This is a genomic window from Microbacterium sp. NPDC089189, assembly GCF_040685095.1.
Lineage (GTDB): Bacteria > Actinomycetota > Actinomycetes > Actinomycetales > Microbacteriaceae > Microbacterium.
Window position 1 is genome coordinate 73,301 of record NZ_JBFBHG010000017.1, and the last position, 14,689, is coordinate 87,989.

General features: G+C 66.5%; 27 protein-coding genes and 1 pseudogene. All 28 read left to right on the top strand.

Annotated elements, in window-relative coordinates; translation table 11 throughout:
• Positions 1-5 precede the first annotated feature (5 nt).
• The gene (gene rplC / locus AB0N73_RS11205; protein WP_363563413.1) at positions 6-665 is read left to right on the top strand and encodes a 50S ribosomal protein L3; all 660 of its coding nucleotides are present in this window, start codon (positions 6-8) and stop codon (positions 663-665) included.
• Positions 666-669: 4 nt separating this feature from the next.
• Positions 670-1,329: a 50S ribosomal protein L4 gene (gene rplD / locus AB0N73_RS11210; RefSeq protein ID WP_363563415.1), complete on the top strand. Its 660-nt coding sequence runs from the start codon at positions 670-672 to the stop codon at positions 1,327-1,329.
• Entirely contained in the window at positions 1,326-1,625 is a 300-nt protein-coding gene (gene rplW, locus AB0N73_RS11215; RefSeq protein WP_363563417.1) for a 50S ribosomal protein L23, read from the top strand. The genes rplD and rplW overlap by 4 nt, the downstream gene beginning before the upstream one ends.
• A gap of 24 nt (positions 1,626-1,649) precedes the next feature.
• Positions 1,650-2,489 (top strand): 50S ribosomal protein L2, encoded by an 840-nt coding sequence (gene rplB, locus AB0N73_RS11220; protein ID WP_363563419.1) that lies wholly within the window; start codon positions 1,650-1,652, stop codon positions 2,487-2,489.
• Between the two features lie 12 nt (positions 2,490-2,501).
• Positions 2,502-2,783 carry a 30S ribosomal protein S19 gene (gene rpsS / locus AB0N73_RS11225; protein WP_223722436.1) on the top strand — a complete coding sequence of 94 codons (282 nt, stop codon included), beginning with the start codon at positions 2,502-2,504 and terminating at the stop codon, positions 2,781-2,783.
• A gap of 22 nt (positions 2,784-2,805) precedes the next feature.
• Entirely contained in the window at positions 2,806-3,198 is a 393-nt protein-coding gene (gene rplV, locus AB0N73_RS11230) for a 50S ribosomal protein L22 (protein WP_363563422.1), read from the top strand.
• The gene (gene rpsC, locus AB0N73_RS11235; protein ID WP_363563424.1) at positions 3,198-3,959 is read left to right on the top strand and encodes a 30S ribosomal protein S3; all 762 of its coding nucleotides are present in this window, start codon (positions 3,198-3,200) and stop codon (positions 3,957-3,959) included. Before rplV ends, rpsC begins: the two co-directional genes overlap by 1 nt.
• Positions 3,959-4,378 carry a 50S ribosomal protein L16 gene (gene rplP, locus AB0N73_RS11240; protein WP_363563426.1) on the top strand — a complete coding sequence of 140 codons (420 nt, stop codon included), beginning with the start codon at positions 3,959-3,961 and terminating at the stop codon, positions 4,376-4,378. Before rpsC ends, rplP begins: the two co-directional genes overlap by 1 nt.
• Positions 4,378-4,689 (top strand): 50S ribosomal protein L29, encoded by a 312-nt coding sequence (gene rpmC / locus AB0N73_RS11245; RefSeq protein WP_363563428.1) that lies wholly within the window; start codon positions 4,378-4,380, stop codon positions 4,687-4,689. The genes rplP and rpmC overlap by 1 nt, the downstream gene beginning before the upstream one ends.
• Entirely contained in the window at positions 4,689-5,027 is a 339-nt protein-coding gene (gene rpsQ, locus AB0N73_RS11250) for a 30S ribosomal protein S17 (RefSeq protein ID WP_363563430.1), read from the top strand. The genes rpmC and rpsQ overlap by 1 nt, the downstream gene beginning before the upstream one ends.
• Before the next feature lie 35 nt (positions 5,028-5,062).
• A complete protein-coding gene (gene rplN, locus AB0N73_RS11255) occupies positions 5,063-5,431 on the top strand; it encodes a 50S ribosomal protein L14 (protein ID WP_363563432.1) in 369 nt (122 codons plus the stop codon).
• 2 nt (positions 5,432-5,433) lie between these two features.
• Positions 5,434-5,793, top strand: coding sequence for a 50S ribosomal protein L24 (gene rplX / locus AB0N73_RS11260; RefSeq protein ID WP_363563434.1), 360 nt, complete (start codon positions 5,434-5,436; stop codon positions 5,791-5,793).
• On the top strand, positions 5,793-6,383 hold the full coding sequence (gene rplE / locus AB0N73_RS11265) for a 50S ribosomal protein L5 (RefSeq protein ID WP_363563436.1): 591 nt from the start codon (positions 5,793-5,795) through the stop codon (positions 6,381-6,383). Before rplX ends, rplE begins: the two co-directional genes overlap by 1 nt.
• Positions 6,384-6,467: 84 nt before the next feature.
• Positions 6,468-6,866, top strand: coding sequence for a 30S ribosomal protein S8 (gene rpsH / locus AB0N73_RS11270; RefSeq protein ID WP_363563438.1), 399 nt, complete (start codon positions 6,468-6,470; stop codon positions 6,864-6,866).
• Between the two features lie 6 nt (positions 6,867-6,872).
• Complete coding sequence (gene rplF / locus AB0N73_RS11275) at positions 6,873-7,409, top strand: 50S ribosomal protein L6 (RefSeq protein ID WP_363563440.1); 537 nt, start codon at positions 6,873-6,875, stop codon at positions 7,407-7,409.
• A 2-nt stretch (positions 7,410-7,411) separates the two neighbouring features.
• On the top strand, positions 7,412-7,771 hold the full coding sequence (gene rplR / locus AB0N73_RS11280; protein WP_363563442.1) for a 50S ribosomal protein L18: 360 nt from the start codon (positions 7,412-7,414) through the stop codon (positions 7,769-7,771).
• 20 nt (positions 7,772-7,791) lie between these two features.
• Positions 7,792-8,448: a 30S ribosomal protein S5 gene (gene rpsE, locus AB0N73_RS11285; protein ID WP_363563444.1), complete on the top strand. Its 657-nt coding sequence runs from the start codon at positions 7,792-7,794 to the stop codon at positions 8,446-8,448.
• Positions 8,448-8,633, top strand: a complete 186-nt coding sequence (gene rpmD / locus AB0N73_RS11290) for a 50S ribosomal protein L30 (protein ID WP_363563446.1) — start codon at positions 8,448-8,450, stop codon at positions 8,631-8,633. Before rpsE ends, rpmD begins: the two co-directional genes overlap by 1 nt.
• Positions 8,633-9,193, top strand: a complete 561-nt coding sequence (gene rplO / locus AB0N73_RS11295) for a 50S ribosomal protein L15 (protein WP_363563448.1) — start codon at positions 8,633-8,635, stop codon at positions 9,191-9,193. The genes rpmD and rplO overlap by 1 nt, the downstream gene beginning before the upstream one ends.
• 141 nt (positions 9,194-9,334) lie before the next feature.
• Positions 9,335-10,660, top strand: coding sequence for a preprotein translocase subunit SecY (secY, locus tag AB0N73_RS11300; protein WP_363563450.1), 1,326 nt, complete (start codon positions 9,335-9,337; stop codon positions 10,658-10,660).
• Complete coding sequence (locus AB0N73_RS11305; RefSeq protein WP_363563452.1) at positions 10,657-11,247, top strand: adenylate kinase; 591 nt, start codon at positions 10,657-10,659, stop codon at positions 11,245-11,247. Before secY ends, AB0N73_RS11305 begins: the two co-directional genes overlap by 4 nt.
• A gap of 3 nt (positions 11,248-11,250) precedes the next feature.
• Positions 11,251-12,081, top strand: coding sequence for a type I methionyl aminopeptidase (map, locus tag AB0N73_RS11310; protein ID WP_363563454.1), 831 nt, complete (start codon positions 11,251-11,253; stop codon positions 12,079-12,081).
• An 8-nt stretch (positions 12,082-12,089) separates the two neighbouring features.
• Positions 12,090-12,782, top strand: a complete 693-nt coding sequence (locus AB0N73_RS11315; protein WP_363563456.1) for a thioredoxin domain-containing protein — start codon at positions 12,090-12,092, stop codon at positions 12,780-12,782.
• Between the two features lie 147 nt (positions 12,783-12,929).
• On the top strand, positions 12,930-13,151 hold the full coding sequence (infA, locus tag AB0N73_RS11320; protein ID WP_017201569.1) for a translation initiation factor IF-1: 222 nt from the start codon (positions 12,930-12,932) through the stop codon (positions 13,149-13,151).
• A 59-nt stretch (positions 13,152-13,210) separates the two neighbouring features.
• On the top strand, positions 13,211-13,327 hold the full coding sequence (gene rpmJ / locus AB0N73_RS11325; RefSeq protein ID WP_005050492.1) for a 50S ribosomal protein L36: 117 nt from the start codon (positions 13,211-13,213) through the stop codon (positions 13,325-13,327).
• A gap of 195 nt (positions 13,328-13,522) precedes the next feature.
• Positions 13,523-13,897 (top strand): 30S ribosomal protein S13, encoded by a 375-nt coding sequence (gene rpsM / locus AB0N73_RS11330; protein ID WP_363563458.1) that lies wholly within the window; start codon positions 13,523-13,525, stop codon positions 13,895-13,897.
• Positions 13,898-13,931: 34 nt separating this feature from the next.
• Positions 13,932-14,330: a 30S ribosomal protein S11 gene (rpsK, locus tag AB0N73_RS11335; protein WP_039395885.1), complete on the top strand. Its 399-nt coding sequence runs from the start codon at positions 13,932-13,934 to the stop codon at positions 14,328-14,330.
• Positions 14,331-14,456: 126 nt separating this feature from the next.
• A pseudogene (locus AB0N73_RS11340) lies at positions 14,457-14,689 on the top strand (DNA-directed RNA polymerase subunit alpha); the annotation flags it as partial.

Here is a 14,689-nt window from a genome sequence, read left to right on the forward strand (position 1 = left end):
CCGACATGACTGACATCAACTCCAAGGTTTCGCAGGGCCTGCTGGGCACCAAGCTCGGCATGACTCAGGTCTGGAACGACCAGGGCAAGCTCGTGCCCGTCACGGTCATCCAGATCACCCCCAACGTGGTCACCCAGGTCCGCACCCCCGAGAAGGACGGCTACAACGCCGTTCAGATCGCCGCCGGCCAGATCGACCCCCGCAAGGTCACGAAGCCCCTCGAGGGTCACTTCGAGGCCGCAGGCGTGACGCCCCGTCGTCACGTCACGGAGATCCGCACCGCCAACGCTGCTGACTTCTCACTCGGTCAGGAGCTCACGGTGGACGGCCTCTTCGAGTCCGGCCAGCTGGTCGACGTCGTCGGCACCAGCAAGGGCAAGGGCACCGCGGGTGTCATGAAGCGCCACAACTTCAAGGGTGTCTCCGCTTCGCACGGTGCACACCGCAACCACCGCAAGCCCGGCTCGATCGGCGCATCGTCGACCCCGAGCCGCGTCTTCAAGGGCATGCGCATGGCCGGCCGTATGGGTGGCGAGCGCGTGACCGTCCTCAACCTCACGGTGCACGCCATCGACGCCGAGAAGGGACTCATGCTCGTCAAGGGCGCCGTCCCCGGCGCACGTGGCCGCATCGTCTACGTCCGCACCGCAGTGAAGGGGGCCTGAGCACATGGCTGACTCGTCTCTCGCGCTCGACGTCCGCGCCGCCGGTGGGAAGAAGACCGGCACGGTCCAGCTCCCCGCCGAGCTGTTCGACGTCAAGACGAACATTCCGCTCATCCACCAGGTCGTCGTCGCGCAGCTCGCCGCGGCACGCCAGGGCACGCACTCGACCAAGCGTCGTGGCGAGGTCTCGGGTGCCGGCCGCAAGCCCTTCAAGCAGAAGGGCACGGGTAACGCCCGTCAGGGCTCGATCCGCGCGCCGCACATGACCGGTGGTGGCATCGTGCACGGCCCCAAGCCGCGCAACTACTCGCAGCGCACCCCCAAGAAGATGGTCGCCGCCGCCCTGCTGGGCGCGCTGAGCGACCGTGCTCGCGGGGACCGCCTGCACATCGTCGACTCCTTCGGCATCGAGGGCGCACCGTCGACCAAGGCCGCGGCAGCCGTGCTGACCGCGTTCTCGGCGACGAAGAACGTCCTCGTCGTCATCGAGCGAGACGACGAACTGAGCATGCGCAGCGTCCGCAACCTCGCGTACGTCCACGTGCTCACGTTCGACCAGCTCAACGCCTACGACGTGCTCGTCTCGGACGACATCGTCTTCACCAAGGCCGCCTACGACGCGTTCGTCGCAGCGAAGGCGACCACCGAGGAGGTCTCGGCATGACCGCCGTGAACAAGGACCCGCGCGAGATCATCCTGAAGCCGGTCGTTTCGGAGAAGAGCTACGGCCTGATCGACGAGGGCAAGTACACGTTCTACGTGGACACCCGCGCGAACAAGACCGAGATCAAGCTCGCCATCGAGAAGATCTTCGGCGTCAAGGTCGCCTCGGTCAACACGATCAACCGCGTCGGCAAGGCCCGTCGCACCCGCTTCGGCCTGGGCAAGCGCAAGGACACCAAGCGCGCCATCGTCACGCTGAAGTCGGGCACCATCGACATCTTCACGGCAGTCGGCTGACGGTCGGGATAGAGGACAGAGATTATGGCTATTCGCAAGTACAAGCCGACGACCCCGGGTCGTCGCGGCTCGTCGGTCGCGGACTTCGCTGAGATCACCCGATCGACGCCCGAGAAGTCGCTGCTGCGCCCGCTCTCCAAGACCGGTGGACGCAACAACCAGGGTCGCATCACGACCCGTCACATCGGTGGTGGCCACAAGCGCCAGTACCGCGTGATCGACTTCCGTCGCAACGACAAGGACGGGATCGACGCCAAGGTCGCTCACATCGAGTACGACCCCAACCGCACCGCTCGCATCGCGCTGCTGCACTACCTGGACGGCGAGAAGCGCTACATCATCGCGCCGAACAAGCTCCAGCAGGGCGACATCGTCGAGTCCGGCGCCGGCGCCGACATCAAGCCCGGCAACAACCTGCCGCTGCGCAACATCCCCACCGGTACCGTCATCCACGCGATCGAGCTCCGGCCCGGTGGCGGCGCGAAGATGGCCCGTTCGGCCGGCGCCTCGGTGCGTCTGGTCGCCAAGGACGGCCCCTACGCCCAGCTGCGTCTGCCCTCGGGCGAGATCCGCAACGTGGACGCCCGCTGCCGCGCGACGATCGGCGAGGTCGGCAACGCCGAGCAGTCGAACATCAACTGGGGCAAGGCAGGCCGTAACCGCTGGAAGGGCATCCGCCCGACCGTCCGCGGTGTCGCGATGAACCCGGTCGACCACCCGCACGGTGGTGGTGAGGGCAAGACGTCCGGTGGACGTCACCCCGTGTCGCCGTGGGGCCAGAAGGAAGGCCGCACGCGTCACGCGAACAAGGAAAGCGACAAGTACATCGTCCGTCGTCGCAACGCCGGCAAGAAGCGCAAGTAGGAGTAGAGGAAGATGCCACGCAGTCTTAAGAAGGGCCCCTTCGTCGACGAGCACCTGCTTCGCAAGGTCGTGTCGCAGAACGAAGCCGGTTCCAAGAACGTCATCAAGACCTGGTCCCGCCGGTCGATGATCGTGCCCGCGATGCTGGGTCACACGATCGCCGTCCACGACGGACGCAAGCACATCCCCGTGTTCGTGACCGAGACCATGGTCGGCCACAAGCTGGGCGAGTTCTCGCCCACCCGCACCTTCCGCGGCCACGTGAAGGACGACAAGAAGGGCCGCCGCCGCTGACGCGGGGCGCAGAGGAGAAGAAATGGTGGAGTCCATCGCACGCGTGCGACACATCCGCGTGACCCCTCAGAAGGCTCGTCGTGTCGTCGCACTCATCAAGGGCAAGCAGGCCGAGGAAGCCCTCGCGATCCTGAAGTTCGCGCCGCAGGGTGCGAGCGAGCCCATTTACAAGCTGGTCGCGTCCGCGATCGCCAACGCTCGAGTCAAGGCCGACGCCGCGAACGAGTTCCTCGACGAGCAGGACCTGTTCGTGAAGAACGCGTTCGTCGACGAGGGTGCAACGCTCAAGCGGTTCCGGCCCCGTGCCCAGGGCCGTGCGTTCCAGATCAAGAAGCGCACCAGCCACATCACGGTCGTCCTGGCGACCCCCGAGGTGGCCGAGGCCGCCCCGGCGAGCAAGAAGGCGAGCAAGTAATGGGACAGAAAGTCAACCCGTACGGCTTCCGCCTCGGCATCACCACCGACCACGTGTCGCGGTGGTTCTCCGACTCGACGAAGCCGGGCCAGCGTTACGCCGACTACGTGGCCGAGGACATCAGGATCCGCAAGCTCCTGCTGACCAGCCTCGACCGTGCCGGCGTGAGCAACATCGAGATCGAGCGCACGCGTGACCGCGTCCGTGTCGACATCCACACCGCCCGTCCGGGCATCGTGATCGGTCGCCGCGGCGCCGAGGCCGAGCGCATCCGCGCCGACCTCGAGAAGCTCACCGGCAAGCAGATCCAGCTGAACATCCTCGAGGTCAAGAACCCCGAGGCCGACGCTCAGCTGGTCGCGCAGGGCATCGCCGAGCAGCTCAGTGCACGTGTGGCGTTCCGCCGCGCGATGCGCAAGGGCCTGCAGGGCGCCGAGCGCGCCGGTGCCAAGGGCATCCGCATCCAGGTCTCCGGCCGCCTCGGCGGCGCCGAGATGAGCCGTTCGGAGTTCTACCGCTCGGGTCGTGTGCCGCTGCACACGCTGCGCGCGAACATCGACTACGGCTTCTACGAGGCGAAGACCACCTTCGGCCGCATCGGCGTGAAGGTCTGGATCTACAAGGGCGACCTCACCAACAAGGAGCTCGCTCGCGAGCAGGCGAACGCGCCGAAGACGTCCCGCGGTCGTGACGACCGTGGCGGCGACCGTCGTCGCGCTCCCCGCAACGAGGCCCCCGTGGCAGAAGGAGCGTCGGCGTAATGCTCATCCCTCGCAAGGTCAAGTACCGCAAGCAGCACCACCCGGGTCGCTCGGGCCAGGCCACCGGTGGCACCGAGGTGTCGTTCGGTGAGTACGGCATCCAGGCGCTCACCCCGGCCTACGTGACGAACCGTCAGATCGAGTCCGCTCGTATCGCGATGACCCGTCACATCAAGCGCGGTGGAAAGGTGTGGATCAACATCTACCCCGACCGCCCGCTCACCAAGAAGCCGGCGGAAACCCGCATGGGTTCCGGTAAGGGCTCGCCCGAGTGGTGGGTTGCCAACGTCAAGCCGGGTCGCGTCCTCTTCGAGGTCGCCGGTGTCGACGAGCAGCTCGCTCGCGAGGCGCTGACCCGTGCCATTCACAAGCTGCCGCTCAAGGCACGCATCATCAAGCGCGAGGAGGGCGACGCGTAATGGCGATCGGCACCAAGCAGCTCGCCCCGAGCGAGCTCGACACGTTCGAAGACCAGCGCCTCGTCGAGGAGCTGCGCAAGGCCAAGGAAGAGCTGTTCAACCTGCGCTTCCAGTCCGCTACCGGTCAGCTGGAGAGCCACGGTCGCATCCGCGCCGTGAAGCGCGACATCGCGCGTCTCTACACCGTGATCCGTGAGCGCGAGCTCGGCATTCGTGCCACGCCCGTCGCCGCAGCGCCCGAGAAGGCGAAGAAGACGAAGGCGAAGAAGACCGAGGACACCCCGGTCGCCGCCGAAGGAGAGGCTGAGTGATGGCCACCACCAAGAAGGCCGCCGCTGCCACGGAAGAGCAGGCCGCAGGCCACGAGAGCTCCGAGCACGACGTCCGCGACGTCGACGCCCGCGGCTACCGCAAGGCGCGTCGTGGATACGTCGTCAGCGACAAGATGGACAAGACCATCGTCGTCGAGGTCGAAGACCGCGTGAAGCACCCGCTCTACGGCAAGGTCATCCGCCGCACCTCCAAGGTCAAGGCGCACGACGAGGGCAACACCGCCGGCATCGGCGACCTGGTCCTCATCAACGAGACCCGTCCGCTGAGCGCCACCAAGCGCTGGCGCCTGGTCGAGATCCTCGAGAAGGCCAAGTAAGCCCTCGGGCCTGCTTGGAACCCAAGGAGTAACAAGTGATTCAGAACGAATCCCGCGTCAAGGTCGCGGACAACACCGGTGCGAAGCAGCTGCTGACCATCCGTGTTCTCGGCGGCTCGAACCGGCGCTACGCAGGCCTGGGCGACGTCATCGTCGCCACGGTCAAGGATGCGATCCCGGGCGGCAACGTGAAGAAGGGCGATGTGGTCAAGGCCGTCATCGTCCGTACCGTCAAGGAGACCCGTCGTCCCGACGGCTCGTACATCAAGTTCGACGAGAACGCCGCCGTCATCCTGAAGAGCGACGGGGAGCCCCGCGGCACCCGCATCTTCGGACCGGTCGGTCGTGAGCTTCGCGACAAGAAGTTCATGAAGATCGTCTCGCTCGCCCCGGAGGTCATCTGATCATGGCGAAAATCAAAAAGGGTGACCTCGTTCAGGTCATCACGGGCGCCACGCAGGAGCGTGGCGGCGACCGCGGCAAGCAGGGCAAGGTCCTCGAGATCCTGACCGAGCAGAACCGCGTCATCGTGGAGGGCGTCAACTACGTCACCCGCCACTCCCGTGTCGGCCAGACCCAGCGCGGCACCAAGACGGGCGGCATCGAGACCATCGAAGCCCCCATCCACATCTCCAATGTCGCCCTCGTCGACCCTTCGACCAAGAAGCCGACGCGTGTCGGCAAGCGGGTCGAGGAGCAGGTGAAGGACGGCGTGAAGCGCACCGTTCGCGTGCGTTTCGCGAAGAAGTCAGGTAAGGACCTCTGATGAGCAGCGACACTGCCGCGGCGGCTGGCAAGATCCAGCCCCGCCTGAAGCAGAAGTACCGGAACGAGATCCAGCAGAAGCTGCGGGACGAGTTCGGGTACGAGAACGTGATGCAGATCCCCGGCCTCGTCAAGGTCGTCGTGAACACCGGTGTCGGCGAGGCAGCTCGCGACAGCAAGGTGATCGATGGCGCCGTCGACGACCTCGTGAAGATCACCGGCCAGAAGCCGATCGTCACGAAGGCCCGCAAGTCCATCGCGCAGTTCAAGCTGCGCGAGGGACAGGCGATCGGGGCGCACGTCACGCTTCGCGGTGACCGCGCCTGGGAGTTCCTGGACCGTCTGGTCAACCTGGCGCTTCCCCGCATCCGTGACTTCCGCGGTCTGTCCGAGCGTCAGTTCGACGGCAACGGCAACTACACGTTCGGTCTGCAGGAGCAGTCGGTCTTCCACGAGATCGATCAGGACAAGATCGACCGCGTGCGCGGTTTCGACATCACCGTGGTGACCTCGGCCACCACGGACGACGAGGGACGCGCCCTGCTGCGCCACCTCGGCTTCCCGTTCCGCCAGGCAGAAGCCCAGGCGTAACACCCTCCGGCATCCGCCGGATTCCACCACAGGTCGGCCGTCGTGTAACGGCGGTCGAAACCTGGTGAACGAAGGATAACCATCATGACGATGACAGACCCGGTCGCAGACATGCTGACCCGTCTGCGCAACGCGAACTCGGCGCACCACGACTCCGTGTCGCTGCCGAGCTCCAAGCTCAAGACCCACATCGCCGAGATCCTCCAGCGCGAGGGCTACATCTCCGGCTGGGAGGTCACCGATGCACGCGTCGGCCAGACCCTCACCCTGACGCTGAAGTACGGCCCGAACCGCGAGCGGTCGATCGCCGGCATCAAGCGCGTCTCGAAGCCCGGTCTCCGCGTGTACGCACGCTCCACGGAGATCCCCACCGTTCTCGGTGGCCTGGGCGTCGCGATCCTGTCCACCTCCTCCGGTCTGCTCACGGACCGTCAGGCCGAGTCGAAGGGCGTGGGTGGGGAAGTCCTCGCCTACGTGTGGTGACACTCCATGTCGCGTATCGGACGTCTTCCCATTGACATCCCCGCCGGTGTGACCGTTTCGGTCTCCGGTCAGGATGTCGCCGTCAAGGGCCCGAAGGGGGAGCTCACGCTCACCGTTTCGCGTCCGCTCACGGTCGCGGTCGAGGAGAACCAGGTTCTCGTCACCCGGCCCGACGACGAGCGCGAGTCGCGGTCGCTCCACGGCCTGACCCGCACGCTCATCAGCAACAACATCATCGGCGTCACCGAGGGCTACACCAAGGGCCTCGAGGTCGTCGGCACGGGTTACCGCGTCGCTCAGAAGGGCAGCTCGGTCGAGTTCGCCCTCGGCTTCTCGCACCCCGTCCTCGTCGACCCGCCCGCCGGGATCACCTTCACGGTGGAGGGCAACAACAAGCTCACCGTGAGCGGCATCGACAAGCAGGCCGTCGGTGAGGCGGCTGCCAACATCCGCAAGATCCGCAAGCCCGAGCCGTACAAGGGCAAGGGTGTGCGCTACGCCGGCGAGGTCGTTCGGCGCAAGGCCGGAAAGGCTGGTAAGTAACCATGGCTGTGACTTCGAAGTCCCAGGCCCGCGCACGTCGCCACACGCGTCTTCGCAAGAAGATCGAAGGCACCTCGCAGCGTCCGCGCCTCGTCGTGACCCGTTCGGCCCGCCACGTCTTCGTGCAGGTCGTCGACGACAGCAAGGGCCACACCGTGGCCTCTGCCTCGACCCTCGAAACCGACCTGCGCGGGTTCGACGGTGACAAGACCGCCAAGGCCCGCAAGGTCGGCGAGCTCCTCGCGGAGCGCGCAAAGGCCGCGGGTGTCGCGGACGTCGTCTTCGACCGTGGTGGCAACCGCTACGCCGGTCGTGTCGCCGCGATCGCCGAGGGCGCCCGCGAAGGAGGGCTGAACCTGTGAGTGAAATCAAGGAGACCGAAGTGACCGACGCCGCCGCTACGGCTGCAGCGCCCGAGGCTGACGCCTCGCGCGAGCCTCGTGAGGCCCGCCGCGGCGGTCGCGAGCGCAACCCCAACCGCGATCGCAACTCGCGCGACCGCTCGGAGAGCCAGTTCCTCGAGCGCGTCGTCACGATCAACCGCGTGTCGAAGGTCGTCAAGGGTGGTCGTCGCTTCAGCTTCACCGCTCTCGTGGTCGTCGGTGACGGCAACGGTCTGGTGGGCGTCGGCTACGGCAAGGCCCGCGAGGTGCCCCTGGCGATCTCGAAGGGTGTCGAGGAAGCCAAGCGCAACTTCTTCCGCGTCCCCCGCTCGGGCTCGACCATCCCGCACCCCGTGCAGGGTGAGGCCGCCGCTGGCGTGGTCCTGCTGCGTCCGGCTGCCGCCGGTACCGGTGTTATCGCCGGTGGTCCCGTCCGCGCCGTGCTCGAGTGCGCCGGCATCCACGACGTCCTGTCCAAGTCGCTCGGCTCGTCGAACACGATCAACATCGTGCACGCGACCGTCGAGGCCCTGAAGCAGCTCGAAGAGCCGCGCCAGGTCGCCGCCCGTCGTGGGCTCGACTTCGACCAGGTCGCCCCCGCCCGTCTGGTCCGTGCCGAGGCTGAAGCCGTGGCCGCATCGAAGGTAGGTGCCTGATGGCCCAGCGTCTGAAGGTCACGCAGGTCAAGTCCAAGGTGAGCGAGAAGCAGAACCAGCGTGACACGCTGCGCAGCCTCGGCCTCAAGCGGATCGGCGACTCGGTCGTCCGTCCCGACGACGCGCAGACGCGCGGTTACGTCAAGACCGTGGCTCACCTCGTCAAGGTTGAGGAGATCGACTAATGGCTGAGAACGAGAACGTCGAGGAGACGGCTGCGAAGCCGGCTGCCAAGACGACCCGTAAGCCCGCCGCCAAGAAGGCCGCAGCGCCCAAGGCGGAGAAGAAGGATGTCGCGGCAACGCGTCCCGGTGTGCTGAAGGTGCACCACCTGCGTCCCGTCCCCGGCTCCAACACCGCGAAGACCCGTGTCGGTCGCGGTGAGGGATCCAAGGGTAAGACCGCAGGCCGTGGAACCAAGGGTCAGAAGGCCCGGTACCAGGTCAAGGTCGGGTTCGAGGGTGGCCAGATGCCGCTGCACATGCGTACGCCGAAGCTGCGCGGGTTCAAGAACCCGTTCCGCGTCGAGTACCAGGTCGTGAACCTGGACAAGCTCGCGGAGCTGTACCCCTCGGGTGGCGACGTCACCGTCGGTGACCTGGTCGCCAAGGGTGCGGTGCGCAAGAACGAGAAGGTCAAGGTGCTCGGCACCGGCGACATCTCGGTGAAGCTGAACGTCGAGGTCGACAAGGTCTCGGGCTCGGCTGAGCAGAAGATCGTCGCCGCAGGCGGCACCATCAAGTAAGTCGCGTGGAGGGGCCGGAGTCGATCTCCGGCCCCTCTCGCATTTCCGGAGTCCGTCTCGCGACTCGGCCGAGGCCGCGGTGGGCTAACCTGGGATCCTGTGCGCCTCCTGCGCGCCGGAACCCCTTCTGGAGGAATCCACGTGTTCAGCGCTATCGCGCGCGTGTTCCGCACGCCTGACCTGCGTCGGAAGATCGCTTTCACCCTGGGCATCATCGCGCTCTATCGCCTCGGTGCCCATGTGCCGTCGCCCTTCGTCGACTTCCCGAATGTGCAGTCGTGTCTCGCCGACACGTCGAGCACGCAGGGCGTCCTGTCGCTGGTGAACCTGTTCTCCGGCGGCGCGCTGCTGCAGCTGTCGATCTTCGCGCTGGGTGTCATGCCCTACATCACCGCGACGATCATCGTCCAGCTGCTGCGCGTGGTGATCCCGCACTTCGAGACCCTCTACAAGGAGGGCCAGGCGGGCCAGGCACGGCTCACGCAGTACACGCGCTACCTGACGATCGCGCTGGCACTGCTGCAGTCCACGACGCTCGTCACCGTGGCCCGCAGCGGCCAGCTCTTCGGCAACACGGGCGTCGCCGCCTGTGAGCAGCTCCTCACCAACGACGCGTGGTGGGCGCAGCTCCTGATGATCATCACGATGACCGCCGGTACCGGCCTCATCATGTGGTTCGCCGAGCTCGTGACCGAGAAGGGCATCGGCAACGGCATGTCGCTGCTGATCTTCACCTCGATCGCCGCGACCTTCCCGGCCGCCATGGGCGCCATCTGGGCCTCGCGCGGTTTCGAGATCTTCCTCCTGGTGCTCGCCGTCGGTGTCGTGATCGTCGCGTTGGTGGTGTTCGTCGAACAATCGCAACGCCGCATCCCGGTCCAGTACGCCAAGCGGATGGTCGGACGCCGCACGTACGGCGGCACCAACACCTACATCCCGATCAAGGTGAACATGGCCGGCGTCGTGCCCGTGATCTTCGCCTCGTCGCTCCTGTACATCCCGGCGCTGATCTCGCAGTTCAACCAGACCCCCAACGCCGACGGCGAACTCGCCCCGTGGGTCGTCTGGATCCAGAACTACCTGACGCGCGGCGACCACCCGCTCTACTGGCTGATCTACTTCCTGCTGATCGTCGGATTCACCTACTTCTACGTCGCGATCACGTTCAACCCGGTCGACGTCGCCGACAACATGAAGAAGTACGGCGGATTCATCCCCGGCATCCGTGCGGGACGCCCGACGGCGGAGTACCTCGACTACGTCCTGACGCGCATCACGCTTCCCGGTTCCATCTATCTGGGTCTGGTCGCGCTCATACCGCTGATCGCGCTGGCCACGGTCAGCGCCAACCAGAACTTCCCGTTCGGCGGCACGTCGATCCTCATCATGGTCGGCGTCGGACTCGAGACGGTGAAGCAGATCGACGCTCAGCTCCAGCAGCGTCACTACGAGGGGCTTCTGCGATGACGGCTCGTCTTCTGATCGTCGGCCCGCAGGGCTCCGGCAAGGGCACGCAGGGCGTGCGGATCGCCCAGGCGTTCCTCGTCCCCGCGATCTCGACCGGAGACGTCTTCCGCGCGAACATCTCGGAGGGCACGGAGCTGGGCCGTCAGGTGCAGGCCATCATCGAAGCCGGCAACCTGGTGCCCGACGCCCTGACGAGCGAGGTCGTGCGCGACCGGCTCGCGCAGGACGACGCGGCGGCGGGCTTCCTGCTGGACGGCTACCCGCGCAACCTCGCGCAGGTCGCCGACCTGGACGCCTTCCTCGACGCTCGCGGGGAGACTCTCGACGCGGTCATCGAACTCGATGTCGCCCGTGAGGAGAGCATCGCCCGCCTCACGAAGCGCGCCGAGGAGCAGGGCCGCACCGACGACACGGCCGACGTCATCGCGCACCGCCTCTCGATCTACGAGAGCGAGACCGCCCCCATCCTCGGCGTCTACCGCGAGCGGGGGATCGTCGACGCGATCGACGGCGTCGGCACGCTCGACGAGATCACCGAGCGGATCCTCGTGGCGCTCATCGCGCGCGGCCTCTCGCCCGAAGCCTGACCCGTGCTGCGCCGCTCGATCTACAAGACACCCGCCCAGCTCCGCAGCATGGTGGAGCCGGGACTCATCACGGCGGCGTCGCTCGACGCCGTGCGCGACATGATCGCCCCCGGCGTCACGACCGGGGAGTTGGATGCCGCCGCGGCGCGCATCATCTCGGGTCGGGGTGCGGAGTCGAACTTCCAGATGGTGCGCGGCTACCGTCACACCACCTGCGTGTCGGTGAACGAGCAGGTCGTGCACGGGATCCCCGGCGACCGCGTGCTCGAGCCGGGCGACATCGTGTCGATCGACTCCGGGGCGCAGTTCCGTGGATGGAACGGCGACTCGGCGATCACGATCGTGCTGCCCGATCCGTCCCGTCCCGAGCTCGTCGCCGAGCGCGAGACCCTCTCGCAGGTGACCGAGGGGTCGCTGTGGGCGGGAATCGCCGCCATGGCGACCGCGAACCACATCGGCGAGATCGGTGCCGCCATCGAGGCGCACATCGCCGCATCCGGCCACGGCTACGGAATCCTCCGCGACTACGTCGGCCACGGCATCGGACGCAAGATGCACGAGGCGCCGTCCGTCTTCAACTACCGGACGCCGGATCCGGGCCCCCGCGTGCATCCCGGCCTGGTCCTCGCGATCGAGCCCATGGTCGTGGCCGGCTCCGAGGAGACGTTCATCGAGGACGACGACTGGACGGTCTCCACCGTCGACGGCACGTCCGGCTCACATTGGGAACATAGCGTCGCCATACATGATGGTGGCATCTGGGTGCTCACGGCCGCTGACGGAGGGGCCGCGGGGCTTGCTCCGTTCGGTGTGCGCCCGGTCGAGATCGGATAGGACGCACGATGGCAGCGGTGAAGAGCAAGACGAACTGGTTCGCGATCTGGATCAGCGTGGCCGCGGTCGTGGTGATCGTCGCCGTGGGCGCGCTCGTGGTGGTGTTCAACAACGCGGCATCCGGTCCGGGCACGCAGCCTCAGGCGGCGACGATCGATTCCGAGACCGGCGCGATCGCCGTCGGCGACGGCGACGGCACTCTCGACACCTACGTCGACTTCATGTGCCCCGTCTGCGGCAACTTCGAGTCGACGTACGGGCCCTCCATCGAGCAGATGGTGGATGACGGCACGATCACGCTCAACATCCACCCGATCTCGATCCTCGACCGGCTCTCGCTCGGGACGGACTACTCCACGCGCGCGGCCAACGCGATGTACGTGGTCGCGGACGCCCACCCCGACCTCGCCCTGCCGTACCTGCAGGCGCTCTTCGCGAGCCAGCCCGCGGAGAACACCGAGGGTCTGACGAACGCCGAGCTGATCTCGATCGCCGAAGGTGTCGGCGCCACCGATGTGGCCGACGGCATCAACAACGGCACCTACACGCAGTTCGTGAAGTTCGCCACGGGCAAGACCCCCATCCAGCCCGGGCAGAGCGGCGTCGCGACGCCGACGATCGCCATCGACGGCGAGGTCATCTCGAACTCCACGCTCACGGGCGACCCGCAGGCCGATCTCGTCGCGCGCTTCGCCGGCTGAGACGCCGAGTGGCGCCGGCGTGTTCTATCACCTATAGTTGATCTTTGGTGCTTTGCGCCTTCGTTGGCGTGTCGCCGACAGAGGCCTGTTCGCACCGAAATCCCATCCACCGCAGATCGACCGGTCTGCATGAGCGACAACGAGGCTATGGCTAAGAAAGACGGTGTCATCGAGATCGAGGGCGTGATCTCCGAGGCTCTGCCGAACGCGATGTTCCGCGTCGAGCTGAGCAACGGGCACAAGGTGCTCGCCACGATCTCCGGGAAGATGCGACAGAACTACATCCGCATCATCCCCGAGGACCGTGTCGTCGTGGAGCTGTCGCCCTACGACCTCACCCGAGGGCGCATCGTCTACCGCTACCGCTAGACCGGTCGAGAAGTAACGGCCCGTTCCGCGGGCACGAAGACAGCGAAATCAGGAACATCATGAAGGTCAACCCCAGCGTCAAGCCCATCTGCGATCACTGCAAGGTGATCCGTCGTCACGGGCGTGTCATGGTCATCTGCAAGTCCAACCCGCGTCACAAGCAGCGCCAGGGTTGACGCCACCGGCTCGGTGCGGCATCGCCGCACGGAGCCGTGAGCGTCTCCGGTGAGGGTCCGCCCGCACCGGGCTGCAGACACAACTCAATACATCTTCGGCACGATCAGATCCCGCGTCCGCGCGGGGGACACCGCGGGCGGAGGCCCGCGCACAGATCGTGCTTCACACCTCCACAACACTCCTAGGAGAGCCGCATGGCACGTCTTGCCGGCGTCGACATCCCGCGCGATAAGCGCGTGGTGATCGCACTCACGTACATCTACGGCATCGGCCGTACCCGTTCCGTCGAAATCCTGAAGTCCACGGACGTCGATGAGAGCATCCGCGTCAAGGACCTCACCGATGACCAGCTCATCGCGCTCCGCGACTACATCGAGGGCAACTACAAGGTCGAGGGCGATCTTCGCCGCGAGGTTGCCGCCGACATCCGCCGCAAGGTCGAGATCGGTTCCTACGAGGGCATCCGTCACCGCCGTGGCCTGCCCGTGCGCGGTCAGCGCACCAAGACCAACGCGCGTACGCGCAAGGGTCCGAAGCGCACCGTCGCCGGCAAGAAGAAGGCGCGCTAAGGCGCGCCCCCCAGGGTTTTAGGAGAACACGCACATGGCACAGGCCAAGTCCGCTGCGCGCAAGCCGCGCCGCAAGGAGAAGAAGAACATCGCCGTGGGCCACGCCCACATCAAGTCGACGTTCAACAACACGATCGTCTCGATCACGGACCCCTCGGGCGCCGTCATCAGCTGGGCCTCCTCGGGTGGCGTCGGCTTCAAGGGCTCGCGCAAGTCGACCCCGTACGCGGCCGGCATGGCCGCCGAGTCGGCTGCCCGTCAGGCCGCCGAGCACGGCGTCAAGAAGGTCGACGTCTTCGTCAAGGGCCCGGGTTCGGGTCGCGAGACGGCGATCCGTTCGCTGACCGCCGCGGGCCTCGAGGTGGGCTCGATCCAGGACGTCACGCCCCAGGCGCACAACGGCTGCCGTCCGCCGAAGCGTCGCCGCGTCTGACGCTTCCCCTTCTGTGCGGGATGCCGGATCGCTCCGCTCGGCGGAGCATCCGGCATCCCGATGACAACTCAACACCTCACCCACGCAAGTGTCATATAGCGGGCACTTAGCCGAAAGGAACACATCGTGCTCATCGCACAGCGTCCCACTCTGACCGAGGAGAAGGTCGGGGAGTTCCGCAGCCGTTTCGTCATCGAGCCGCTTGAGCCCGGCTTCGGTTACACCATCGGCAACGCGCTTCGTCGCAGCCTCCTGTCCTCCATCCCGGGTGCAGCGGTCACCAGCATCCGTCTCGACGGCGTGCTGCACGAGTTCAGCACCGTCCCGGGTGTGAAGGAGGATGTCACCGAGATCATCCT